Source organism: Aliivibrio sp. S3MY1 (genome assembly GCF_028765575.1).
Classification (GTDB): domain Bacteria; phylum Pseudomonadota; class Gammaproteobacteria; order Enterobacterales; family Vibrionaceae; genus Aliivibrio.
Map to the genome: position 1 here is coordinate 1 of NZ_JARACO010000016.1, position 24309 is coordinate 24309.

General features: G+C 39.0%; 18 protein-coding genes and 5 tRNA genes. 14 read left to right on the plus strand and 9 right to left on the minus strand.

Annotated features, from left to right (window positions below):
- Window positions 1–1510: Na(+)/H(+) antiporter NhaB (gene nhaB, locus PVK62_RS11445; RefSeq protein WP_274445449.1), on the plus strand; the 1510-nt coding region annotated here is incomplete at its 5' end.
- Between the two features lie 74 nt (window positions 1511–1584).
- Entirely contained in the window at window positions 1585–2100 is a 516-nt protein-coding gene (gene dsbB, locus PVK62_RS11450) for a disulfide bond formation protein DsbB (protein ID WP_274445450.1), read from the plus strand.
- Between the two features lie 83 nt (window positions 2101–2183).
- Here dsbB and PVK62_RS11455 read toward each other — a convergent pair whose 3' ends face one another.
- Window positions 2184–2798, minus strand: coding sequence for an SEC-C metal-binding domain-containing protein (locus tag PVK62_RS11455; RefSeq protein WP_274445451.1), 615 nt, complete (start codon window positions 2796–2798; stop codon window positions 2184–2186).
- A 96-nt stretch (window positions 2799–2894) separates the two neighbouring features.
- Here PVK62_RS11455 and PVK62_RS11460 point away from each other — a divergent pair, with 96 nt between their 5' ends.
- Both PVK62_RS11460 and dusC read left to right on the plus strand, forming a co-directional pair.
- Complete coding sequence (locus tag PVK62_RS11460; RefSeq protein ID WP_274445452.1) at window positions 2895–3179, plus strand: hypothetical protein; 285 nt, start codon at window positions 2895–2897, stop codon at window positions 3177–3179.
- Window positions 3180–3234: 55 nt separating this feature from the next.
- Window positions 3235–4182, plus strand: a complete 948-nt coding sequence (gene dusC, locus PVK62_RS11465) for a tRNA dihydrouridine(16) synthase DusC (protein ID WP_274445453.1) — start codon at window positions 3235–3237, stop codon at window positions 4180–4182.
- Between the two features lie 29 nt (window positions 4183–4211).
- Here dusC and PVK62_RS11470 read toward each other — a convergent pair whose 3' ends face one another.
- The 4 genes from PVK62_RS11470 to PVK62_RS11485 form a co-directional block, all read right to left on the minus strand.
- Entirely contained in the window at window positions 4212–5684 is a 1473-nt protein-coding gene (locus PVK62_RS11470; RefSeq protein WP_274445454.1) for a sensor domain-containing diguanylate cyclase, read from the minus strand.
- A gap of 124 nt (window positions 5685–5808) precedes the next feature.
- A complete protein-coding gene (locus tag PVK62_RS11475; protein WP_274445457.1) occupies window positions 5809–6633 on the minus strand; it encodes a DUF5718 family protein in 825 nt (274 codons plus the stop codon).
- Window positions 6634–6718: 85 nt separating this feature from the next.
- Window positions 6719–8662: a DNA topoisomerase III gene (locus tag PVK62_RS11480; RefSeq protein ID WP_274445458.1), complete on the minus strand. Its 1944-nt coding sequence runs from the start codon at window positions 8660–8662 to the stop codon at window positions 6719–6721.
- 93 nt (window positions 8663–8755) lie between these two features.
- Window positions 8756–10759 carry an NADPH-dependent 2,4-dienoyl-CoA reductase gene (locus PVK62_RS11485; RefSeq protein ID WP_274445459.1) on the minus strand — a complete coding sequence of 668 codons (2004 nt, stop codon included), beginning with the start codon at window positions 10757–10759 and terminating at the stop codon, window positions 8756–8758.
- 220 nt (window positions 10760–10979) lie between these two features.
- Between PVK62_RS11485 and sppA the strand changes: the two genes are divergently transcribed.
- The gene (gene sppA, locus PVK62_RS11490) at window positions 10980–12836 is read left to right on the plus strand and encodes a signal peptide peptidase SppA (protein ID WP_274445460.1); all 1857 of its coding nucleotides are present in this window, start codon (window positions 10980–10982) and stop codon (window positions 12834–12836) included.
- A gap of 92 nt (window positions 12837–12928) precedes the next feature.
- A complete protein-coding gene (gene ansA / locus PVK62_RS11495; RefSeq protein WP_274445462.1) occupies window positions 12929–13942 on the plus strand; it encodes an asparaginase in 1014 nt (337 codons plus the stop codon).
- A 106-nt stretch (window positions 13943–14048) separates the two neighbouring features.
- Here ansA and asd read toward each other — a convergent pair whose 3' ends face one another.
- Window positions 14049–15164, minus strand: a complete 1116-nt coding sequence (gene asd / locus PVK62_RS11500; RefSeq protein WP_274449408.1) for an aspartate-semialdehyde dehydrogenase — start codon at window positions 15162–15164, stop codon at window positions 14049–14051.
- 622 nt (window positions 15165–15786) lie between these two features.
- On the opposite strand from asd, the gene nhaC reads away from it, so the two are divergent.
- Window positions 15787–17223 carry a Na+/H+ antiporter NhaC gene (gene nhaC, locus PVK62_RS11505; RefSeq protein WP_274443822.1) on the plus strand — a complete coding sequence of 479 codons (1437 nt, stop codon included), beginning with the start codon at window positions 15787–15789 and terminating at the stop codon, window positions 17221–17223.
- Between the two features lie 112 nt (window positions 17224–17335).
- Here the strand turns inward: nhaC and PVK62_RS11510 are convergent, their stop codons facing one another.
- Window positions 17336–18541, minus strand: a complete 1206-nt coding sequence (locus PVK62_RS11510; RefSeq protein ID WP_274443824.1) for a chemotaxis protein — start codon at window positions 18539–18541, stop codon at window positions 17336–17338.
- Window positions 18542–18688: 147 nt separating this feature from the next.
- Complete coding sequence (yejK, locus tag PVK62_RS11515; protein WP_274443905.1) at window positions 18689–19705, minus strand: nucleoid-associated protein YejK; 1017 nt, start codon at window positions 19703–19705, stop codon at window positions 18689–18691.
- A gap of 76 nt (window positions 19706–19781) precedes the next feature.
- On the opposite strand from yejK, the gene PVK62_RS11520 reads away from it, so the two are divergent.
- The 7 genes from PVK62_RS11520 (at window position 19782) to PVK62_RS11550 (ending at window position 23631) form a co-directional block, all read left to right on the plus strand.
- Window positions 19782–20012 carry a YejL family protein gene (locus tag PVK62_RS11520; protein ID WP_274443825.1) on the plus strand — a complete coding sequence of 77 codons (231 nt, stop codon included), beginning with the start codon at window positions 19782–19784 and terminating at the stop codon, window positions 20010–20012.
- A gap of 19 nt (window positions 20013–20031) precedes the next feature.
- Window positions 20032–21840, plus strand: a complete 1809-nt coding sequence (locus PVK62_RS11525; protein ID WP_274443826.1) for a DUF3413 domain-containing protein — start codon at window positions 20032–20034, stop codon at window positions 21838–21840.
- Between the two features lie 205 nt (window positions 21841–22045).
- Window positions 22046–22136, plus strand: a tRNA-Ser gene (locus PVK62_RS11530).
- 38 nt (window positions 22137–22174) lie between these two features.
- Window positions 22175–22251, plus strand: a tRNA-Asp gene (locus PVK62_RS11535).
- A 337-nt stretch (window positions 22252–22588) separates the two neighbouring features.
- A tRNA-Ser gene (locus PVK62_RS11540) sits at window positions 22589–22679 on the plus strand.
- Window positions 22680–22717: 38 nt separating this feature from the next.
- Window positions 22718–22794: transfer RNA gene (locus tag PVK62_RS11545), tRNA-Asp, on the plus strand.
- Between the two features lie 746 nt (window positions 22795–23540).
- A tRNA-Ser gene (locus tag PVK62_RS11550) sits at window positions 23541–23631 on the plus strand.
- Between the two features lie 151 nt (window positions 23632–23782).
- On the opposite strand, the gene PVK62_RS11555 is transcribed toward PVK62_RS11550, so the two are convergent.
- Entirely contained in the window at window positions 23783–24268 is a 486-nt protein-coding gene (locus PVK62_RS11555) for a GNAT family N-acetyltransferase (RefSeq protein WP_274443836.1), read from the minus strand.
- Window positions 24269–24309: the final 41 nt, after the last annotated feature.

Consider the following 24309-nt stretch of genomic DNA (forward strand, 5'->3'; position numbering starts at 1 on the left):
AGTTATTAACCCTTTTGTTTTCTTTTTAGTCGACCCGTTTACCGCTGGTTGGTTATTAGTAATAGAGTTTATTTTTACTCTTGCTATGGCATTAAAATGCTACCCTTTGCAACCCGGTGGTTTACTTGCCATCGAAGCCATTGCGATAGGTATGACAAGTGCAGAGCAAGTGAAGCATGAACTGGTTGCTAACATTGAAGTACTACTATTATTAGTATTTATGGTTGCCGGTATTTATTTCATGAAGCAACTGCTTCTGTTTATTTTCACCAAAATATTAATTGGCATAAAATCAAAACCAGCACTTTCTGCTGCTTTCTGTTTTACTGCGGCCTTCTTATCCGCTTTCCTCGACGCATTAACCGTTATTGCCGTTGTTATTAGTGTTGCTGTTGGCTTCTATGCAATTTATCACCGCGTAGCGTCAGGACAAGGTGGCACACCAAGTCATGATCATACCTGTGATTCAAACGTAACTGATGAGCTAACTCGTGATGATCTTGAAAACTACCGTGCTTTCTTACGTAGTCTTCTTATGCATGCTGGTGTAGGTACTGCTCTTGGTGGTGTTATGACAATGGTAGGTGAACCTCAAAACCTGATCATTGCAGATCAAGCTGGTTGGATGTTTGGTGAGTTCATTATTCGTATGTTACCAATCACGGCTCCTGTATTTGTCTGCGGTATGCTAACTTGTGTTGTTGTAGAGAAATTGGGCATCTGTGGTTACGGTGCAAAACTGCCTATTAATGTTCGAAATATTCTTGAAGAGTATGAATCAGAAGAGCGTAAAAACCGTACTAATATTGATAATGCTAAATTAATTATTCAAGCAGTTATCGCTGTTTGGTTAATTGTCGCTCTTGCACTTCATTTAGCGGCAGTGGGTCTTATCGGCCTATCGGTTATTATCTTAGCGACTGCATTTACTGGTGTTATCGAAGAGCACTCAATGGGTAAAGCATTTGAAGAAGCGCTACCATTTACTGCTTTATTAGCTGTATTCTTTGCGGTTGTTGCTGTAATTATCGATCAGCAATTATTCAAACCTATTATTGATGCCGTATTAGCTGTCGAAGATAAAGGCTCACAATTAGCTTTATTCTATGTTGCAAATGGTTTGCTATCAATGGTGTCTGATAATGTGTTTGTTGGCACGGTTTATATTAATGAAGTTAAAGCTGCATTACTAAATGGCCAAATAACACGTGAACAGTTTGACTTATTAGCAGTAGCAATCAATACCGGTACAAACTTACCGTCAGTTGCAACACCAAATGGTCAAGCTGCATTCTTATTCTTACTGACTTCAGCACTTGCTCCATTAATTCAATTATCATATGGTCGTATGGTTTGGATGGCATTACCATATACGATTGTTTTAGCTCTTGTTGGTATGTTTGGTATTGTGTTCTTCCTTGAACCGATGACAGCCATGTTCTACGATTTAGGTTGGTTAACTCATAGTACAATAGAAAGTGCAACTTCTGCGGTTTCTAGTGGTCATTAATAAGGTATAACCTCTTTTTGATATAAAAGGCTCTGTATATACGGAGCCTTTCTTTTTTTATTAAGGAATAATTAATGCAAGCCCTTAACCACTTCTCCCGCATTCGCTTATCTTGGCTGCTATTGCTTCTCTGTATTGCTGCATTTGAAGCGGCAGCACTTACCTTTCAACATGTGATGAAACTACCTCCTTGTGTCATGTGTATTTATGAACGCGTAGCTATGATGGGAATTGGTGGTGCCGCTATCATTGGTTTACTTAACCCTAATAACCTACTCATTCGTTGGTGTGGATTTATTGCTTGGGGTATCAGTGCTGCTTGGGGTTTAAAACTCGCTATGCAGCATGTTGATTTTCAATTAAACCCATCACCTTTCGCGACCTGCGACTTATTTGTTACCTTCCCTTCCTGGGCACCACTCAACAAATGGGCACCGTGGATGTTTGAAGCGTATGGTGACTGCGGTAAAATTGTATGGCAATTCTTAACGCTAACTATGCCTCAATGGTTGGTTATTATCTTTGCTGGTAACTTAGTGGCTTTGGCTATTTTTGTTATTGCTCAATTTTTTAATAAGAAATCAGCCTAACAATTTTTTGATTTGACACAAAAAAGCCATCAATCAGTTGATGGCTTTTTTATTCTATTTTTCACTAAAAGATAGCTTAGTGTTTATTTTCCGCAACACTTCTTAAATTTCTTACCGCTTTCACACGGGCAAGCATCATTACGGCCCACATCTTTATATGGATTTACCTTTTGCCCTTTATAACCAATTTGGTATTCATCTGCAGCCATTGCTACTTCTTGTATCATAAAGTCAATTTTAGGTAACATCTGCTCTAGCGTTGGTGGTGTGTCAATTCCAGCTTCCGCCATTTGACTATGCGTCTCTTGTTCATCAACGGCAAGCATCATAGTCGTCAATAATGCAGACAGCATTCGCATCGTACCATCAGCTACGTTAAGATCAGCCCATAACTCTTCAACTGTTGGCCATAACGTCATAAAGCCTTCAGCAAATTCTGCTACATCATCAAGATCATCAAAATTTACAACCTCAGTGACTTCATATTCATGACGCTTAAGTAATGTGTATTGATGCTCTATTTGCTGAGATACTGGTTTTAGTATTTTTTGTATATTATCAGCACCAACCAAGTCGCTTAACCACACTTCAGGATCTAATGGCTTGGTTGCCATATTTGCAGCAAGTACTGCCCCTTCAAGAAAAAGGCCAGAGCAGTTCAAATCAACACCATCTAGTGCAATTAATTGATACTTCATTATTTATTCACTTCCGAAATTAAGTTTTCGGCGTAGTATAGCGCAAATAATTATTAGAGCCTAAGTGCCATTATTGTTATTTTGGGAATTTTAGCTGTGATTGCCGCACCAAAGTTTTTAAATTTGCAAGATGATACTCATGAGTCTAGAACTGATGGTGTTTTTTCTGCCTTTACTGCCTTTACTGCCGCAGTGAGTATGTATCATTGCGCTTGGGTATTACAAGGAGAACCATCTGCAAGTTCAGGTGTTGGCGTTATTTTTTCTGACGAAACTATTTACCCATCAAATATGGATGATAATACCAATAAAGGTTATATCATGCGTTACTCAGTAACAACGGGTGAAACGGTTGTCGAGTTTACAAAATTCCCAAAATAAGTGACATAGCTCCCCTTTCCCCCTACAATCCCACCTCCAATAAAAGAGGTGGGATATGCAAGTAATACTAGGCCCGATGGAGGGCGTACTCGATCACTTAATGCGTGAGCTATTAACCGAGATTAATGACTATGATTTCTGCGTTACTGAGTTTGTCCGCATCGTAGACCAGTTGTTACCTCCACACGTGTTCCACCGTATCAGTCCAGAATTACTCAATGGCAGTAAAACACAATCTGGTACCCCTATCCGTGTACAGCTATTAGGTCAAGAGCCTAATTGGATGGCAGAAAATGCCGTGCGTGCTATTGAACTCGGCTCTGATGGTGTTGATCTTAACTTTGGTTGCCCTGCAAAAGCGGTAAACAAAAGTCGTGGCGGAGCAGCGTTATTAAAAGATCCTGAGTTAATTTATCAAATCGTAAAATCATGTCGTGATGCCGTTCCAAGTGATAAAAAAGTCACAGCCAAGATCCGTCTAGGTTGGGAAAATCCAGAAGAGTGCTTTGCTATTTCAGATGCGATAAAACAGGCTGGCGCAAGCGAGCTAACCATTCACGCAAGAACTAAAGTTGATGGTTACCGTGCAGAAGAAATAAAGTGGGATTACATTAACCAAGTTCGTCAAAAAATCGATATTCCCATCATTGCCAATGGTGAGATCTGGAACCATGAAGATGGACAACGTTGTATTGCAGCAACAGGTATTGATTCATTAATGGTCTGTCGTGGGGCATTCAACATTCCTAACTTAGGTAATGTTGTAAAGCACAATCACGCTAAGATGCCATGGCCTGAAGTGATTGCACTGCTTATTCATTATTCGAAGCTGCAAATGGCAGGTGACAAAGGTCAGTATTATTCAAACCGAGTAAAACAATGGCTAGTTTATCTTCGCCAAGAATACACTGAAGCAAAAGACATTTTTATGGATATTCGCAGCCATAAAAAATCTGAGCCTATCGTTGCCAGACTTCATCAAGAGCTAGAAAAAGTAAGCTAACTCTATAGTACAGATTAAGATCTCCGAGTTTATGAAAAGTAAACTCGGTTTTTACCTTCTTGTTTTGCTTTATAAAGAAGATCATCTGCTTTTTTAATGACATGCTCAAATGAAAAGTCTTGTTGAGAATCAATCACTGCAACACCACCAGAAACAGTAAAGCCACCTTTCACAACCTTACCTGATGAGTCTTGGATCGACTTTCTTACTCGTTCACACACCCTCTCTAAGCTAGATCTAGATTCTGCATTGATACAAATCACAAACTCTTCGCCACCAAATCGAGACACAATATCACTATCACGAACACTTTTATTCAATATCTTCGCGACGTATATAATCGCCTCATCGCCCACATCATGACCAAATACATCATTAATTTGTTTAAAGTCATCAATATCATAAAGAGCAAAGCCAACAAATTTCTTAACGACACGATCTTGTAGGCTCATTTCAAAACCACGACGATTATATAAACCTGTCATTGGATCTTGTTTTGCTAAATCACGATAATAACGTTGAGATAAATGTGTTTGATAATAAAACATCGATAAAACGGCAAGAATATAGGTTACAAAAATCAAGGTTAACGATTTAATATCATGAGTCAAAAAAATTATAAGCTCTTCTTTTATCGAACTTTTATAATATAGAAAATAGGTAAAATTCGTATCAGTAAGTGCCACTGGCTGCATAAAACGATATTGTTCAAAACGTTCATATTTATCACTGTCTAATAATTGAATATGCTTTGAAACAGCACTGTTTGAGCGTAATAGTTTTTCAACCGATAAGTCGATTACCAATAGCCCCTTAAAGAGATCTTTATAATAAATAGGCGTAGAAAAAGTTAACACTTCTAGACCATCAAAAAAGGCATCGGTGTACGGAGGGGTAAAGGTGATATCTTTTTGATTTTTATTCTTCATACTATTTTTCCAGTATGGTCGAGAATAAATAGTGTCTAATGTTTGCTTGGTTAAATTTTCTGCGATTTGCTTTGGCGATGAAATGATATAATCGTATTTAGAGATAAAGTAGATACCATGAAGATACTTTTCATAATCATGAATAAATGAGATAACAGGAGCAAGCGTAACCTTCTTAGAAGCTATATCATAGAGTTCTGAGCTTGGATCACACAGCTCTTTTACTCCTGCAAAACTATAATCTAAACGACTTTTAGGCACAGATACATTTTGCTTATCCAGCACCGCGCTTTGATCAGTACTAGGACGGATAACACAAAGTTCAGCCTGTTCATCTATCTCAAGGTTATGATTATAAAACCCCCCTGAATTTTGCTTATAAAGCTGAGATAAATTGTAATCAAGAGAAATCATCACGTTGATAGAGCGCTGTAAAGAATCAATAATACGATCATATTCTCGGTTCACTTGTCGCTGAACAGAACCAATATGATTATCTAAAACAATACTAAGCAGCAACACTAAAAATAGCGTTGGAATAACAAAGATGTATTTTAAATTAGATTTCGGCATATATAAATTCTTTAACAGAAAATGAACAGACTATAGTACCTATTTTTTTACTGAATATCTCGCAGAAAACACCTTATTTAACATTTACCTGACAATAAGTTACCGTTAGACACATAACTAGTGATTATTTAACCACTTGAGAGAGTAAAGATATTCCATTTTTAGTCCACATTTTGGTATTTACCATCTCTTCAATATCTTGAGTTCCATACTGCTCACCGTCATAAACCACCACAATACTTTCATCGCCTGATTGTAAGAAGTTAGTTTCGCCAAACTCCGTGTATCGTGTCGCTCCAATACTAATAATCGCTTGTTCTGGATAATTAGCCTCAGATAAATAAATCGCAAGATCTTCAGCGGGGCCTTCATCCTTTTGATTATTCATTCGATCAATCATCCATTCATTTAGTTGCTCATGGAAGTAGCTGTAATCAATCGCGGCACTATCTTCACCGTATCGATTCATTTCACCATTGCGAATATGAAAACTGGCAATACGATATTTATCTAATTCACAGCCTTTAGTAAACGAGGTTAGCTCAATGAAATCTTGCGAGATCCCCTTGGTGTTTTCACCCCAGTTTTTCTTTTCACTGATCTTCTTCGCATTGGGCTTTCTAATTGAACAATCATTGTATGCCGCAAACTTCACTGGGGTTAACGCCACTACTTTGTTGTCTTGATAAGTGATATCAAACACAATCGCAATTTCTGGTTCAATTTGCAGATTATCAGCATCATTAGGTGGAATAATAGAGTCAGACGACAAAGGATATTGAGATAAGAATCCAGCTTGTCGAGATGGAATGTAAAATGGAAAAAGTGCTTTTGGTTGAATGGCATTTTCAACTTTCACATTTAAAAAGTCAGTTGCTTCCCCTGCTTGCTCCAGATGCCCAGCAAAGTTACCTGCTACACCAAAACCCACTGCATGTTTAAATGTCATATTGCCTTCTTAATTATTCTAAAAGTAACGTTAAGAAGGCACCTTAATTTATTCTTTAATTCTGTTCGATGATGCGGATCTAATTTTATGATTTCTTTGCTTTTCTACGACGTTTAAATTGCGGTTTTGTCGGGCTTTTCAACGTTTTTAATGATTCTGGTACCGGACCTTGCTGAACCCTTTGCATAAAGTTTAGGACTTTGGTTTCTAATTCAGACATAAAAGGACGATATGCACAGGTTCTTTCTGTCATTCCTTGTAGCTGAAACTCCCAATGTGCCGTCATATCTGGGTAAGTCGCTTCATTCGGTAGCGCATTAATTAAGCCTTTACCTGCCTCACTTGCATGAATGTTTTTACCATTTCGAGTTAATAGTTGACGTTTAAATAAAGTATCTAATATCCCTGCTCGTGTGGCCTCGGTTCCTAATCCATCCGTATCTCTTAGGATCTTTTTCAGCTCTTTATCTTCAACAAAGCGTGCAATACCCGTCATGGCTTGTAATAAAGCGGCTTCAGTGAAATATTTTGGCGGCTCTGTCATCTTATGTTTTATTTCACCTTCACGACACGTATGTACTTCGCCTTTTTTAAGCGGAGGGACTTTATTGGCCACATCGTCATCACTACCTTGTGCTTGAGTTTTACCCAGTAATACGCGCCAACCTGCAAACAACATCTGCTTGCCTTTGGCTGCAAATACACCGCCTGCAATGTCAAATACCAATTCTGCTTCGGCATAAACAGCCGCAGGATAAAACTGCATTAAATACTGACGGGCAATTAAGTGATAAACCTTCTCTTCAAACCCAGAAAGCCCTGCTGAGCCACTTGATTTAGGGGTTGGAATAATTGCATGGTGAGCATCAACCTTACTGTCATTCCAAGCGCGTGATTTCAACGTTAAATCGGCATTGCTTACGGCGCTAGATAATTGCTTATCGTTATTACCAATTGCAGCGCATACTTGTTCACGCTGCTTATAATGATCTTTGGGTAAGTGACGGCTGTCTGAGCGTGGATAAGTGATTAATTTGTGCTTTTCATACAACGCCTGACATGCATCTAATACTTGCTGCGCACTTAGATTATAACGTTTTGAAGCATCTATTTGTAATGACGATAACGAATATGGCAAAGGCGCATTTTGCTTGGTTTCTTTATTTTCAGCTTTAGTGACGGTTGCTGGCTGATTGGCAATTCTCTGAGCCACGTTTTCGACCAATTTCAGACTGAGTACGCGCCCTTCTTCGTCTTGCCATTGCTGACACGCTTCGCTTGGCTTCCACTTCGCTCGAATATCAAATGCCTGTCCATCATTCAGCTGAGGATTTTGATAAGGAATTAATGCGTCTAAGGTGAAATACGCTTTAGGAACAAAATTAGCAATCTCTTCATCACGACGAGTCACTAAACCTAATACAGGCGTTTGTACACGGCCTACGGATAATACGCCTTGATAACCACCACGTTGACCTAATAAGGTATAAGCACGAGTCATGTTCATGCCATACAACCAATCGGCACGAGAGCGCGCTAACGCTGAAATAGAGAGAGGAATAAACTCTTGGTTGCTTCGCATTGACGTTAATGCACGTTTTACTGCCGGTAAATTTAAATCGCTGATTAATAACCGTTGAGTCGCGGCTTTTTTGGTTTTAGACAGTTTTAAATAATCCAAAACTTCATCAACTAATAACTGTCCTTCTCTATCAGGATCGCCTGCGTGAACCACTTGAGAAGCGGTTTTCAATAACTTTCGGATCACCGTTAATTGTTTGCTCGACGATTTTCTTGGACGAAGTTGCCACTGCTCAGGAACAATCGGTAAATGCTCCATACGCCACGATTTGTATTTATCATCATAAGCATCAGGCTCAACTTGCTCTAATAGGTGACCTATACACCAAGTTACAATGTCGCCATTGCCACATTCTATATAGCCTTGTTGATTCTTCTGTGGCTTTGCTAGCCCAGCGGCAATCGCTCGACCTAAACTCGGTTTTTCTGCAATAAATAATCGTGACATAAAAAAGTGCTGATGTTGTGAATAACATCAGCACTATACCTGTATGAATAGACAGTTATCAAGTTTTGTTGCCTAACTTGTTGGTATTTTAGCTTAAAGTTTGGCGGCTAGTTCAACCCCTTGACGAATTGCTCGTTTCGCATCCAATTCACCTGCATGCTCGGCACCGCCAATAACGTGATGTTCAATCTTCGCTGAGGTTAGCGTTTCAACTAAGTCATTGACGGATACTTGGCCTGCACACATTAAAACATGATCAACATCGAGCAGCTTAACTTCTTCATTTTGACGAATATACAAACCTTCATCATTCACTTTTAAGTATTCAACACCCGCTAACATATGTACGCCACGTTTTTGTAAGGTGCGTTTATGGATCCAACCCGTTGTTTTCCCTGGGCCTTTCCCTATGCTGCCCTTTCTACGCTGCATCAACCATACTTCGCGGGTGGTTTGATATGTTTCTTGTGGCTTTAAACCGCCTTCGAACTCAATATTTTTATCGATATCCCAATCTTTTAGCCACGCATCTAATGTGTGATCTTCAGGCTCAGTGATCATGGTTGCGACATCAACGCCAATACCACCAGCACCAATCACCGCCACTTTTTGACCAAGCTTAGGTTGATTTTTAATGTAAGTTTGATAATCAATTACTTTTGGATGATCACTGCCTTCTAGCTGTGGTGCTCTTGGTTTAACGCCTGTCGCCACCACCACCTCATCAAACTGACGCAGTTCATCCATCTCAACGGTATAATTCAACTTAACGATAATGTTCTTATGATCTAATTTATTGGAGAAATAACGAATAGTTTCTTTGAACTCTTCTTTCCCTGGGATCTGCATGGCTAAATTAAACTGTCCACCAATGCGATCACTTCGCTCAAATACCGTCACTTGATAACCACGCTCAGCCGCTGAGGTAGCACAAGACAAACCCGCCATTCCCGCACCAATCACCGCAATAGATCTCTTTTTCTCTGTAGGGGTAAGCACTAACTCAGTCTCATAACAGGCTTGAGGGTTAACCAAACACGTGGCTCGCTTAGCTTTAAATACATGATCCAAACAGGCTTGATTACAGCCAATACAGGTATTAATTAATTCTGAACTGTCTTGCTCGGCTTTATTTACAAATTCAGCATCCGCTAAAAATGGACGCGCCATCGACACCATATCGGCTTGTCCTGATGCTAATATATCTTCAGCAACTTCTGGTGTATTAATACGGTTACAAGTAACTAATGGAATAGAGACTTTACCTTTTAGCTTTTCAGTTACCCAACTGAAGGCGGCACGTGGCACTTGAGTCGCTATAGTTGGTATTCTTGCTTCATGCCAACCAATTCCAGTATTTAATATCGTGACGCCCGCTTTTTCTAATGCTTGAGCAAGTTCAACCACCTCATCAAACGTGCTGCCTTGTTCCACTAAATCAAGCATAGATAAGCGAAAGATAATAATAAAATCTAAACCTACTTTTTTACGAATGGCTTTAATTATTTCTAATGGAAAACGCATACGGTTTTGATAATTCCCACCCCAATCGTCATACCTCATGTTTGTTCTAGCACAGATAAATTGATTAATGAGATAGCCTTCCGATCCCATCACTTCAATGCCATCGTAATTGGCTTGTTTTGCATAATGCGCACTATTAGCAAAATCATGGATAGTTTTTTGAATTTGACGCTCACTCATTTGGCTTGGCGTAAACATCCCTATTGGTGCTCTAATGTCAGAAGCACTCACCGCTAAAGGATGCATCGCATAGCGACCCGCATGAAGCAGCTGAAGTGCAATTTTTCCGCCATTATCATGTACCGCACAGGTTAAGGCTTTATGCTTATCCGCAGCACGAGCAGAACTAAACTGCGCACTAAATGGGGTTAGACGCCCACGAAAATTAGGCGCAAAACCACCAGTAACAATGAGGCCGACTCCACCTTTTGCCCGCGCGGCATAAAAGGCTGAGAGTTTTTTAAATCCATCATTACTCTCTTCTAATCCAGTATGCATAGAGCCCATTAAGACCCGATTTTTTAACTGAGTAAATCCTAAATCTAACGGCTGAAAAAGATGTGGGTACGTCATAACAATCCATCGCTTTTATAATTATCGTGGTCTGACCAGAGTAATGATTATAAGCCTCTGCCACAATCAACTTTTTACAATTATGCAACATTCATCAAATCTTTTACTCTTCTATTTTCTTAATAAAACTAATTCTCATTTAGACTTCTTTCGTCTAGTTACTTTCCCTATTACTTAGAGTAGGATAGTGACAGAGTTTAAACTAATAATAAGGAACAATATGAAAGGGTTATTCCACTTCATAGGAAAATGTTTTAAAGCCATATGGAAGTTACTTTCCTTTACCCGTCAACTGATATTAAACCTATTTTTTCTGGTTTTTGTGGGAGTGATTGCCTTCACTTTCCTATCCAGTGATGAGTCTAACGTTGAAAATCAACAAGTTGAGAAGAAAGCGTTAATCCTTGATTTATCTGGTCCCATTGTTGAAGAGAGTAAATTTCGCGAGCCGTTAGAGCGTGTTACTTCTGATTTATTAGGCAGTCAAAAATCACAAGAAAATGTCTTATTTGATATTGTCGATACGATTCGTTTTGCGGCTCATGACGACAATGTTTCTGGCTTAGTGCTTCATTTAAAAGAGATGAATGAAACCAGCTTAACCAAACTTCGCTATATAGCAAAAGCCATCAATACCTTCAAAGCAGCAGGAAAACCGGTTTACGCTATTGGTGATTACTACAATCAAAGCCAATATTATTTAGCAAGTTACGCTGATAAAGTCTTCATGTCGCCTGATGGTACGGTTCTATTACGTGGTTACGGCGCTTATACGCTGTACTACAAAGACCTACTTGAAAAGCTGAATGTATCAACCCATGTTTTCCGTGTAGGAACATACAAATCAGCGGTAGAACCATATCTTAGAAATGACATGTCTGATGCTGCAAAAGAATCAACGTCAGTATGGTTAACTCAATTATGGGATGCCTATTTAGATGATGTTGCGACTAACCGTCAAATTGATGCAAAAACATTAACCATGCCAATGGATCAATTCATTGCAAAATTGAAGACGGTTAATGGTGATTTATCACAAATGACAGTAGAGCTCGGTTTGGTAGATAAACTGGCTACACGACAGGAAGTTCGTAAAGATCTCATTGAGCAATTTGGTTCAAATGGCTACGACAGCTTTAAACAGATCAGCTATTACGATTATCGCCCACAAGTTCGCCCTACGATCATTCCTAGTGCTCAAGATATTGCGGTTGTTGTCGCAAGTGGAGCTATCATGGACGGCACTCAACGCCAAGGTACTGTTGGTGGAGACTCTACAGCAGCGCTACTTCGTCAAGCTCGTGGTGATGACAACGTAAAAGCCGTTGTTCTACGAGTGGATAGTCCGGGTGGTAGTGCTTTTGCTTCTGAAGTGATCCGCAATGAAGTAGATGCCCTTAAAGAAGCAGGCAAACCTGTGGTTATTTCAATGTCGAGTGTCGCTGCCTCTGGTGGGTATTGGATCTCTGCAAGTGCTGATAAAATCATTGCTCAACCAACCACTATTACGGGTTCAATTGGTATCTTTGGTATTTTAACCACCTTTGAAAAAGGCTTAAATAAGATGGGGATCCACAGTGATGGGATCTCAACCTCTCCATTTAATGGCGTTGGCTTAACTCGCCCGTTAAATGATGATGTAGCTCAAGTGATGCAGTTGGGTATCGAACATGGCTATCACCGCTTTATTAAACTAGTGAGTGATCATCGTGATCTATCCTTAGAAGCGGTTGATAACGTCGCACAAGGTCGTGTTTGGACAGGTAAAGATGCGCTAAAACATGGTTTAGTTGACCAATTAGGTGATTTTGATGATGCCGTGCATGCAGCAGCTCAATTAGCCAATATGGATTCCTACAACTTGTACTGGGTTAAAGAGCCATTATCTCCAATGGAGCAATTCCTTGAAGAGTTAAGTATGAGCTTTAACGCTAATATCAAGACTGAATTATTTTCACTTGCTCCCGAAGCATTGCAACCGACCATCAGCAAAGTTGCAACAGACATTAACATGTTGAATAACTTTAATGATCCAAAAGGGCAATATCTCTTCTGTTTGAACTGTAGCAATCTTTAAAAGCATGACGAGCCCGACACATGTCGGGCTTTCTTTATGCCCAATGCACAGTATAATCGCACTACCTCCCATAACTCTGTACCGTTGTTATTATGGAAAGAAAACACATTTATATCGCCTATACAGGCGGCACAATCGGCATGTTGAAATCTGATGATCATGGTTATGTTCCTGCATCAGGCTTTATGCAACATCAACTAAAACAAATGCCTGAATTTCACCGTGCAGAAATGCCAATTTTCACCATTCACGAATATGAACCATTAATTGATTCATCTGATATGACGCCAGAAGATTGGCAACGTATTGCAGATGATATTCGTGCTAACTACGATAAATACGACGGATTTGTGATTCTTCATGGTACGGATACCATGGCCTACACTGCATCAGCACTTTCATTTATGCTTGAGAACCTTGGTAAACCAGTGATCGTTACTGGCTCTCAAATTCCTCTTGCTGAGCTACGCTCTGATGGTCAAAGCAACTTATTAAATGCCTTACACATTGCAGCTAATTACCCAATTAACGAAGTCACTTTATTCTTCAACAATAAGTTAATTCGTGGTAACCGTAGTACAAAATCACACGCTGACGGTTTTGATGCTTTCTCTTCTCCAAACCTGTCACCATTACTTGAAGCGGGTATTAATATCCAAATCAACGGTGCAGAAATCAATAAGCAACCAGAAGGTGAATTCACGGTTAATAATATTACGCCACAACCAATAGGCGTAGTAACCATGTACCCAGGCATCTCAGCAGAAGTGATTAAAAACACATTACGCCAACCTGTAAATGCCATGATATTACTCACTTTTGGTGTCGGTAATGCTCCACAAAACCCAGAGCTTTTAGCACAATTGAAAGAAGCTTCTGAGCGTGGTGTTGTTGTTGTAAACTTAACTCAATGTTTATCAGGAAAGGTAAATATGGGCGGTTATGCTACAGGTTGTGCACTTGCTGAGGCTGGTGTGATCAGTGGTTATGATATGACCCCAGAAGCAGCACTTGCTAAACTGCATTACCTATTAAGTAAAGATCTGCCTTATGAAACTATGCGTACCATGATGCAGCAAAGTTTACGTGGCGAGTTAACTCACTAACATCTAGTAGCAAGGGTATCTTGTTATAATAAAAAGGCTTCCCCGATATTCTCATGGGAAGCCTTTTTTTGTTCTATCAACTAATGCAATTAACTCTATTTAGAGATTATTTCTTTTCGCTAAGAATTATACGCAATGTACGACGAAGTGGCTCTGCAGCACCCCATAGTAATTGGTCACCGACAGTAAAGGCATTCAAGAAATCATTACCCATCGACATTTTACGTAAACGACCAACAGGAACAGATAGCGTACCGGTCACTTTTGCAGGAGTTAGCTCTTGTGCCGTAATATAACGCTCATTTGGGATAACTTTAACCCAATCATTATGCGTTGCGATGATCTCTTCAATCTCATCCATTGGCACATCTTGTTTCAACTTAATCGTTAATGCTTGTGAATGACAACGCATTGCACCGATACGTACACAAGTACCATCAATCGCAATAGGTGAATCTTGAAGACCAAGGATCTTATTGGTTTCAACCGTTGCTTTCCACTCTTCTTTGCTTTGACCATTTTCACGCTTAACGTCAATCCAAGGGATCAATGAACCTGCCAATGGAGATCCAAACTCTGATGTTGGGAAAGAATCTGAACGAATGGTCTCTGCTACTTTTCTATCAATGTCTAAAATAGAGCTTGAAGGATTTGCTAGTTCAGATGTCACGCAATCATTCACTACGCCCATTTGAGAAATTAGCTCACGCATGTTTTTCGCACCAGCACCAGACGCGGCTTGATACGTCATTGCACTAACCCACTCAACTAAACCTGCTTTATATAAGCCTCCAAGACCCATTAACATCAAACTAACCGTACAGTTACCACCAACATAAGTGTTAGTACCTGAGTGAATACCTTGCTGAATTTGATCAAAGTTCACTGGATCAAGCGTAATAATCGCATCCTCTTTCATACGTAATGTAGATGCAGCATCAATCCAATAGCCTTTCCAACCTGCTTGACGAAGTGCTGGGTATACTTTTTCAGTATAGCTACCACCTTGACAGGTAATAATGGCATCTAATTTTAGTAAAGATTGAATATCAAATGCATCTTGCAGTAAACCGGCATCCTTTCCAAGGTTTGGTGCTGGGATCCCGACTTGTGATGTAGTGTAAAATACCGGTTCAATATGGTCAAAATCACGCTCTTCAACCATACGCTGCATTAATACAGAACCCACCATTCCACGCCAGCCGACTAAACCTACTCTCATTATACTCTCCCTGTAATTCAAAAAATAAAAAGTGCTTACTCCATCTATATGATGAACAGAAAGAAATCTCAAGCACTATTTGCTTCTTTAATTCACTTTTTATGCATAATATTTTTATTTATTTACGTTTCTAACTTCAAAAAAATGGATAAAAAAACGACACTATTTTAGTTAAGTTGACAATAATCGCATTTTTATATCAACAAAAAACTATTTTTTAACAACTAACACGAAAAATAACCACAAACAGCTTAAAAAGTAATATTTTACGATTATTACACCTAGTTACACTTCATGATATTTTACTCAATAATGAATTAGCAAACGATTACACTAAAAAATAGTTAATTACTGATACTTAAAAACAAAATAAAGCATTAAAGTTGATACAAAATAAAAAAAACAACCAAGTATTAAAACCAATCAAACCAAAAATAAATACCAATATTTAACCAAAAATTAACTTATAAACAGTATTTTAACAGGGCTATAGATAGAAATCACAAATCAACTATAGTTAATCGATCTATTGTTGATCATAAGGTAAAGTGCATCTCGTTTAGAAAATACAATCCCTTATCGTATGAATTTTATTCATGCATACAAAAAAGAGGCTTTATACATGAAGCAAGCAACGACAAAGTTACCTTCGCTAACGCAGGTAATTATATCTTTAGGGCTATTTCTGCTACTTGCCTTTTCTTTCACGGCACAACTTGATCTACCAATCCAATTAGCACTTTATATTGGTTGGTTCATTATTATTACCTTAGGTATTAAGTTAGGCCATGATTACAAATCTTTAGAAAAAGCAGCCCTAAACGGCATCTCCAATGGACTAGGAGCGGTATTAATTCTCTTGGCTGTAGGTGCTTTAGTAGGTACTTGGATTTCTGGCGGTATTGTTCCAACCATTATTTACTATGGTTTAAAAGCAATTCATCCATCAATCTTCCTTCTTGCAACAATGATCATCTGTTCATTAACCGCTCTTGCTACAGGTACCTCTTGGGGTGCTGCAGGTACTGCTGGTATTGCAATGATGGGGATTGGCCAAGGTCTTGGGGTTCCTGCACCAATTACTGCTGGTGCGGTTCTGTCTGGTTGTTACTTCGGTGATAAAATGTCACCGCTTTCAGATTCGGTAATCCTTGCATCTTCAATGTCTAACGTTGAAGTTATGGAGCACATTAAAGGCATGCTGCCTGTTGCGCTTATCAGCTACATCATCACTGGTATTATGTTTACCGCTTTTGGTTTCCACTTTGCTGGTAACGTGGACATGAGCCAAGTTGACTCTGTTATCTTAGCAATGGAAGAGCAATTTGTTATCTCTCCATTCTCATTTGTTCCTGTGGTTATTGTTCTTGGCCTACTGGCAATGCGTATGCCTTCTTTCCCGGTGATCAGCTTTGGTTCACTACTAGGTATTATCTGGGCGGTAATGGTTCAAGATATTGATTTCTTGACCGCATTCAATACAGCATGGGCTCCGTACTCAATTTCATCAGGTGTCGATTTTATTGATGCGATTCTAAATCGTGGCGGTATGTCTTCAATGCTTGGGTCAGTGGCTGTTATCGTATTTGGTTTAGGCTTTGGTGGTTTACTGGATAAAGTTGGCGTATTAGAAACAGTGGCTAAACTATTCGAAAAACGCGTTCAAGGTCCTGGTTCTCTAGCAACAAGTACTATCGCTACCGCTTTCTTTGGTAACGTCTTTGGCTCTGCGATGTATGTATCACTTATTCTTACTCCAAAGATTTGTGCGAAAAACTACGACCGTTTAGGCTATAAGCGTAAGAACCTTTCTCGTAATGCAGAATTTGGCGGAACGCTAACATCAGGTATGGTTCCATGGAGTGATAATGGTATCTACATGGCGAGTATCCTTGGGGTTGCTACACTGTCTTACGCACCATTTATGTGGTTAAGCTTTGTATGTATTATTGTAACAATCGTAACCTCTTACATGGGCTGGTTTGTTGATAAATGTGAACCGACCATCACAGCTGAAGACACTGATGAAGCTATTGCAGTAGAAACAAAAACAGCGTAATTCATACTGTTCTATTTCAAATAGCGTCATTTAAATAGAAAAATGCCAGTGGTTGAGTCAACCACTGGCATTTTTTATGTCTGCTTCTTAACGATTTAATACGCTACGATATCTATACTACCGTTTTCTTGATTGCTGCTCGTTTACCTAAAAAGTAACCAAGGCCTAAAGGCGCAAAGAAAATAGTTAAGATAAACAAGATGAAGTAAATAATGGTACTCTTAATCAAATCAATGATTTTATCTACTGCTAGCGTCAGCACATCTTGTGATACTTTATCTAAGTCTTGAGTAAACTTCTCACGTTCTTGAGAAACAATAATAGCAATCGCATTACGCTCTCTCTCAATCATATTCACTAACTCTTGTCGTTCACGAGCAACCATCGCCTCTAGAGCAATACGCTCTGCACTGAGTTGATTTAGCTTGTCATCTGTCTTTAGATCCAAATCATCAAGTAATGGCTGCAACTGCAAACTCATTTGCTCTGCTAGATTTTGCATATATTCAGGATTATTTTTCACAAAGTCTTGGAATGACTCAGAGGTATGACGCACACTCTCCAGCATTTTATTTATATCATTCGCATTCACGTTGCTATTCATGGCGATTAATTGCGCTTTCCATGTCATTATCTTTGGTGTTTGCTCAGAAACTAAACCTAAACGATCAGAGACATCACCTAACGCCTCTGGCATTGTCCCTAACGTTGCTACCGCTTCTGTTTCATCGATATTTTGATGTGCTAACCACGCTTTTAAAGCAGGTGTTCTTCGCATCATTAAATTATCAAATGGGTGATCTGCAACAAACCCTACAATAAAATCTTGACCAGCACTAAACTCTGAACTCGACAATAGCTTTTCTGCTATATTTTTAATGTCCTCATTCAGAACTTGGCTGGTTTTAAAAGCTATATCGCCATCAAATAATTCAGAACCTTTTCCTTCTGGCGAGAAAAATTGCTCCATTTGTGCAGCAAATACCCATGAATCAATTAGGGCTACTTTTGGGGACACTTGATACGCCGCACGCTGTAACCCTTCTTCTGCATGAATTTTCCATAACAAAACATAAGATTGATGTAAGGTATCGTCTTTCGGGTAAGTGGCTGCTATTTCATCCGCAGCTGATTCGACTTCACTAAAAAAAAGTTTGCTGTATTCACGGGTTAAAATGCGAGTATTTAATTCTACCGTCGTTAATGGTACTGCTTGAGACTCTATCTTTAACTCAAGCAAAGAACAGCCATTGAGCAGGGAAAGGGATAACGCGATAGAAAAGATCTTAGAAGCAAAAAGTTTAGAGGTGTATTTCATGAATAACCCTACCTAACCAGAATTTTATAATTAAAGGATAGATAGGGTATCATTTTGCAAAAATTAAGTTAGCAAATATTTGAGAACAAACTATCAAATATGCATAAATCAACCGTTTTACTTTTGCAATATAAGCACGAATTAGAATTATGATTCAGAAGAACCTAGACGTCGTGTCAATTGATCTTTTAAGTTTGGTGGTGTCCCTTTAATTGTTAGAGTATCTGTTTCTGGATCATAGAAAACACGCTCACCCAATAACATCGCATCAAAATTCAAAGATAAACCACCGCCAGCACCCACAAACTTAGTAAGCTTGCGCATAGCCGTGCGATCAACAGGGAAAGATTCTTCTAATTCATAACCTTGCTCTTCAGCAAACTGGTAAAAATTAGAACCTGATCCAGATACTGGCAATTCACCAGATAACTCTTTGATGGTTAACTCTTCACCCGCTTGAAGTTGACCATTACAATAATCATATACACTTTTACGATATTGCTGTTTTTCTTCTTTTTCTAAACGTTCGTCAGTACAGAAATCTTCAACCGCTTGCATTAATACTTGGTTTTGAACCTTAGTATCCATACCTACATCAGCTTGTAAAAAATCTAGGAAGAAATCAGAAACTTTACGCCCAACACGTCCTTTAATGAACGTCAAATAACGATTAGAATCCGCATTAGTTTCCCACGTTGATAAATCAATACGCGCTGCAATATCCATTTTCGCGATATCAAGGTGATCCGTAGAACTAATGTCTAGTTGTTCCGTGACCTTCATACTCTCGTTTGATGGTAAGACAGCGACAAACAAATATTCTGTTGCTAGTGAACGATATTCAGCGATAACTAAAATACCTTCTTCAGCAAATGGGTATTTAATCAGCTCTGATTTTAATTTCTCTGCCGATTTATTACTGAACTCTAAAAATGGCATTTCATTCTTACGAACGGTACCTAACCAATGCCCGAACTCACTTTCAGTCTTAAATACACCAAAGCCTTTGCCTGCTTTAGAGTTAAAGACACGATGTAGCTCAGAAACTAGAGCTTCAGTGAACTCTTCGTTCTCAAGAGTTTGATTTCGTAGACAAACTTCGAGTTCATCTTGCTCATTTTTTACTAATTTATGTAAAATTACGTTTGAAAGGGTTAAACTCATAATAGAAAAGGTTTTTAGTTGACGTGCATAGTAGGTTATCATAAGCCGCTTTCACTATCATTAACTGAAAAGACTTATGGCTATTACTACTTCGAAATACAGCAACAAACAAATTGAACAAATGTTAACAGAAATGGTCGATGTACTAGATAAACATCGTGCACCTGCTGATCTATCTCTAATGTTGGTTGGTAACATTGCTACTAATGTACTAAACCAAGAAGTGCCAGCAGAGCAGCGTAAAATTATTGCTGAGAAATTTGCTCAAGCACTATTTAGCTCATTAGATACACCAAAAACTCACTAAGAGCGAGAATTCAATTACCATGGTTGATAGCGGGAATACCTACAGCGACAAAGTCTCTACGTTAATTACTTGGGGTCACTGGTTTAGCTTCTTCAATATCGTTGCTGCAATGCTTATTGGCACGCGTTATATATCGCAATCTCCATGGCCTGAAACGCTACTTGGTCAGACCTATCTAGTGTTAAACTGGATAGGTCATTTTGGCTTCTTGGTCTTTGGGTTTTACATTCTTGTACTCTTCCCGCTTACCTTTATTACGCCATCTCAACGCTTAATGCGTATCTTAAGTGTGATCATAGCAACTGCAGGTATGACCTTGCTGCTGCTAGATACTTACGCTTATCAAACCCTTCACCTGCATATTACCCCACTAGTTTGGGATATGCTGTTGAACAACGATAAATCAAATTTAAACACCCAATGGCAATATTTGTTCGTTCTGATCCCCGTAATTTTCCTACTTCAACTCTCTCTATCTGAATGGGTATGGAATAAATTACGCAAACTTGCACATAAACATGTTGGTCGCCCTTTTGCGATCACCTTTGCTGTCGCATTCATTGGTAGTCACTTAATTCATACATGGGCTGATGCTTCAGCTTATGGACCAGTAACCGCTCAACGTGCCACCTTCCCATTATCTTATCCAATGACCGCTCGCTCATTTTTAGAAAAGCATGGGTTTATTGACCGTGAAGCGCTAGCAAAACAAATTCAAGAAGAAGGTACTGGCGGAGCTCAAGAAGCAATGCGTTACCCGTTAGAACCGATTAAATTTAAAGCAAAACAAACGGGGTATAATTTACAAATCATCATGATCGATAGTCTTCGTGCTGATACATTAAATCATACAGATACCCCCAATCTAACCCGCTTCGCGCAGAACAACGTAAATTACAACAATCATTATAGCGCAAGTAATAATTCAACAAGCCTATTTGGCCTGTTCTATGGCCTTCCAGGGAGTTACGTTGATAATTTTAGAAATTCAGATATTGAATCTCCTATTTTAGCTGAATTACATAATCGTGATTACCAATTTGGTTTATTTAGCGGTGATAATTTTACTTCGTCATTGTATAAGCAAATCATCTTTACTAAAGGCGAGATCGGCGAATCTAAAGAGAAAATGTCTGATAGCAAAGCCATTTCTCAATGGCGTGATTGGTTCAAGGCACAGACATCTGGCAACCCATGGTTTAGTTATTTAGAACTGACCTCTGTCTCTGAATATGATGCAACGAGTCCAATATCAACAAAACACTCAGATCAAAGTGCTTTTGAGATTAACTATCGTAAAGCCGTTAGAAAAACCGATCAGCAGCTTCAAACTGTATTGAGCGCATTAAAGCAATCGCCTGACTGGGAAAAAACCATTATTGTTATCACATCAAATCACGGTATGGAATTTGATGAAACCAATACTAATAGCTGGGGTTCAAGTACTAACTTCAGTAAATACCAACTTCGTGTACCTATGTTAATTCATTGGCCAGAAGTTGAGCCTGAATTAATTATGACTCGTTCAAGTCACTTAGATTTAGCACCAACATTGATGGAGTCGTTTTTAAAAACAACAACATCACCAAAAAGCTACAGTAGTGGTTTAAATTTATTAACTCAAGATAATGAACGTAATTGGTTATTAGCGGGCGACAGAAAAAATATTGCCTTAATAACAGATACAAACACTGTCGTTATTGATACGTTTGGCAATTATAAAGTCTACGATGAAGACTATAATCGTTTGACGGATGAAAAACCGAAACTCTCTTTACTGATGCAAGGCATCTCAGAGCTAAAACGGTTTTATCACCCTAAAAAATAAATAAATAATAAAAAATCCCTTTCCGATAAAGGGATTTTTTATATCTACAATTTAGAAAACAACATCTAAATACTCACTATTTTAAATAGAAAAAGAACTTAATCAGTTAAAAATAAAGCATAATGCATAAAAATGCCGCAGTCAGTCATTTTTTTTAATTTTATCCTTTACAAGAAGTAAGGATATTACTATTATGCTCGGCATTGGAGGGATGGCTGAGTGGTCGAAAGCACCGGTCTTGAAAACCGGCAACCGTTAATAGCGGTTCTAGGGTTCAAATCCCTATCCCTCCACCACTTTTCAAAATTCAGATAGAGTCTGAGTTTTAAAAATTGGAGCGGTAGTTCAGTTGGTTAGAATACCGGCCTGTCACGCCGGGGGTCGCGGGTTCGAGTCCCGTCCGCTCCGCCAACATCAACGAAGCCTTGTCAGAAATGACGAGGCTTTTTTGTATCTGTCGAATATGAGCCTTAACATACCCCCTATATCCTCCCAACATTTTTTAAATAAAGATAAAACCTGAATTTCTCTTACACTTTTCCAATCTATCTCAACGAATCGATTGATCATATCTAAATAGATCCCCATTATTCCCGACCTATATTTATCTCGTTTAAGTTAACTTCAATAACTAAACCTTCAACATTGCTTTAAATGCCCCCGCATTGTTTAAAATTAAATCAAACAGAATCTATTTTAAAATTAATGCTTTACAATGAAACCTGTTCGGCCTATTATGCTCGGCATTGGAGGGATGGCTGAGTGGTCGAAAGCACCGGTCTTGAAAACCGGCAACCGTTAATAGCGGTTCTAGGGTTCAAATCCCTATCCCTCCACCACTTTTCAAAATTCAGATAGAGTCTGGGTTTTAAAAATTGGAGCGGTAGTTCAGTTGGTTAGAATACCGGCCTGTCACGCCGGGGGTCGCGGGTTCGAGTCCCGTCCGCTCCGCCAACATCAACGAAGCCTTGTCAGAAATGACGAGGCTTTTTTGTATCTGTCGAATATGAGATCCCTATAAATTTCATGAAGCGACTAACTCTAGAATTCAAATCCTATCCCTCCACCACTTTTAAACATTCAGATAGAATCTGGGGTTTAAAAATTGGATCGCTAGTTCACATCACTGCCATTAATTATTTCTTTAGGCTATTACGCAGGAAAAATCTTTTATATCAAGGCAGAAATTGCAGAAGCTAGTGGGCCTAACTACAAAATTTCTAACACAGATAAAAAAGATTTTAACCAGTAAGAGCAAAGAGATCATTAATGATAGTGATGTCAGATTAGACTTTTTATTGGAGAGCTTAGCGGCCTGACACGCCGGGGGACGTGCTGATCTCAAGGTGAAATAGAAAGTCCCGTCCGCTCCGCCAACATCAACGAAGCCTTGTCAGAAATGACGAGGCTTTTTTGTATCTGTCGAATATGAGATCCCTATAAATTTCATTAAACAACTCACTCTAGAATTCAAATCCTATCCCTATTTCTGCTGAGCTATGAGTTCAATTTGAATCTCTGAACCAAGGAAATAATGCACCAAAACAAACAATTAATGCACACCCAGTATTAAAATAAACAGTAATCACCTCCAAACTTGCTCTAACTTTCATCGATATGATCGAATTTAGAGCAAACGGTGTTTTTATCAAAAAGAATCCTTTACAAGAAGAAGGGTTACGCCTATTATTCACCGCATCGGAGGGATGGCTGAGTGGTCGAAAGCACCGGTCTTGAAAACCGGCAACCGTTAATAGCGGTTCTAGGGTTCAAATCCCTATCCCTCCACCACATTCTAAGCCCTAGCAGAAATGCTGGGGCTTTTTTGTATCCGCCGTATTATCTCATCTTAAATCAATGACCTTCATAAGCCTCAAAGAAGGTGTAATCCCAATCGTAGTCAATAACCGAGAAGTGAATATTGGGTTTATTCTACCTATGTTTATTTAAACGTTTTAAGCATCCATACATCACAACCATTATGAACCGCACCATCAAGAGGTTGCGCTAATCGCTCAAAGCCAAGATCATCATATAAGCTAATTGCAGATTTCATACTTGAGAGCGTATCTAAATAACACTGCGAATAACCAAACTCCCTAGCACATTTAAGCACTTTACCTGCAATAGTTTTACCAAAGCCCCTGCCTCGCGCTTCAGGTAATAGAAATAGTTTACGCAGCTCACACACAGTCTCACTGCCGTTAAATGGAGCTAAACCACAACCACCAACAACTCGACCATCGAGCAATAAAGTAAGGTATTTACTTTTAAATGCCGGATTATAGTATTTACTCATCTCCAAGACTTCATCATCCGATGGGCCAAAACCTTCCCCTATCGCACCAAACTCAACACCTACGCTCTTAATGATGTAGCAGATATCATTATCATGTTCACTGGTAATACCAACAATTCGATACTCCATATCCTTTATCTCCATTTATTCTATCGCTTCATTATAGAAAA

What these genes read in the sequence shown, in the direction of transcription:
- sppA (WP_274445460.1), top strand. Translation starts at nt 10,980, where the DNA reads ATGAAAGGGTTATTCCACTTCATAGGAAAATGTTTTAAAGCCATATGG.
- ansA (WP_274445462.1), top strand. Translation starts at nt 12,929, where the DNA reads ATGGAAAGAAAACACATTTATATCGCCTATACAGGCGGCACAATCGGC.
- asd (WP_274449408.1), bottom strand. Translation starts at nt 15,164, where the DNA reads ATGAGAGTAGGTTTAGTCGGCTGGCGTGGAATGGTGGGTTCTGTATTA.
- PVK62_RS11525 (WP_274443826.1), top strand. Translation starts at nt 20,032, where the DNA reads ATGGTTGATAGCGGGAATACCTACAGCGACAAAGTCTCTACGTTAATT.
- yejK (WP_274443905.1), bottom strand. Translation starts at nt 19,705, where the DNA reads ATGAGTTTAACCCTTTCAAACGTAATTTTACATAAATTAGTAAAAAAT.
- nhaC (WP_274443822.1), top strand. Translation starts at nt 15,787, where the DNA reads ATGAAGCAAGCAACGACAAAGTTACCTTCGCTAACGCAGGTAATTATA.
- PVK62_RS11470 (WP_274445454.1), bottom strand. Translation starts at nt 5,684, where the DNA reads ATGCCGAAATCTAATTTAAAATACATCTTTGTTATTCCAACGCTATTT.
- PVK62_RS11520 (WP_274443825.1), top strand. Translation starts at nt 19,782, where the DNA reads ATGGCTATTACTACTTCGAAATACAGCAACAAACAAATTGAACAAATG.
- PVK62_RS11510 (WP_274443824.1), bottom strand. Translation starts at nt 18,541, where the DNA reads ATGAAATACACCTCTAAACTTTTTGCTTCTAAGATCTTTTCTATCGCG.
- PVK62_RS11480 (WP_274445458.1), bottom strand. Translation starts at nt 8,662, where the DNA reads ATGTCACGATTATTTATTGCAGAAAAACCGAGTTTAGGTCGAGCGATT.
- dsbB (WP_274445450.1), top strand. Translation starts at nt 1,585, where the DNA reads ATGCAAGCCCTTAACCACTTCTCCCGCATTCGCTTATCTTGGCTGCTA.
- dusC (WP_274445453.1), top strand. Translation starts at nt 3,235, where the DNA reads ATGCAAGTAATACTAGGCCCGATGGAGGGCGTACTCGATCACTTAATG.
- PVK62_RS11475 (WP_274445457.1), bottom strand. Translation starts at nt 6,633, where the DNA reads ATGACATTTAAACATGCAGTGGGTTTTGGTGTAGCAGGTAACTTTGCT.
- PVK62_RS11555 (WP_274443836.1), bottom strand. Translation starts at nt 24,268, where the DNA reads ATGGAGTATCGAATTGTTGGTATTACCAGTGAACATGATAATGATATC.
- PVK62_RS11455 (WP_274445451.1), bottom strand. Translation starts at nt 2,798, where the DNA reads ATGAAGTATCAATTAATTGCACTAGATGGTGTTGATTTGAACTGCTCT.
- PVK62_RS11485 (WP_274445459.1), bottom strand. Translation starts at nt 10,759, where the DNA reads ATGACGTACCCACATCTTTTTCAGCCGTTAGATTTAGGATTTACTCAG.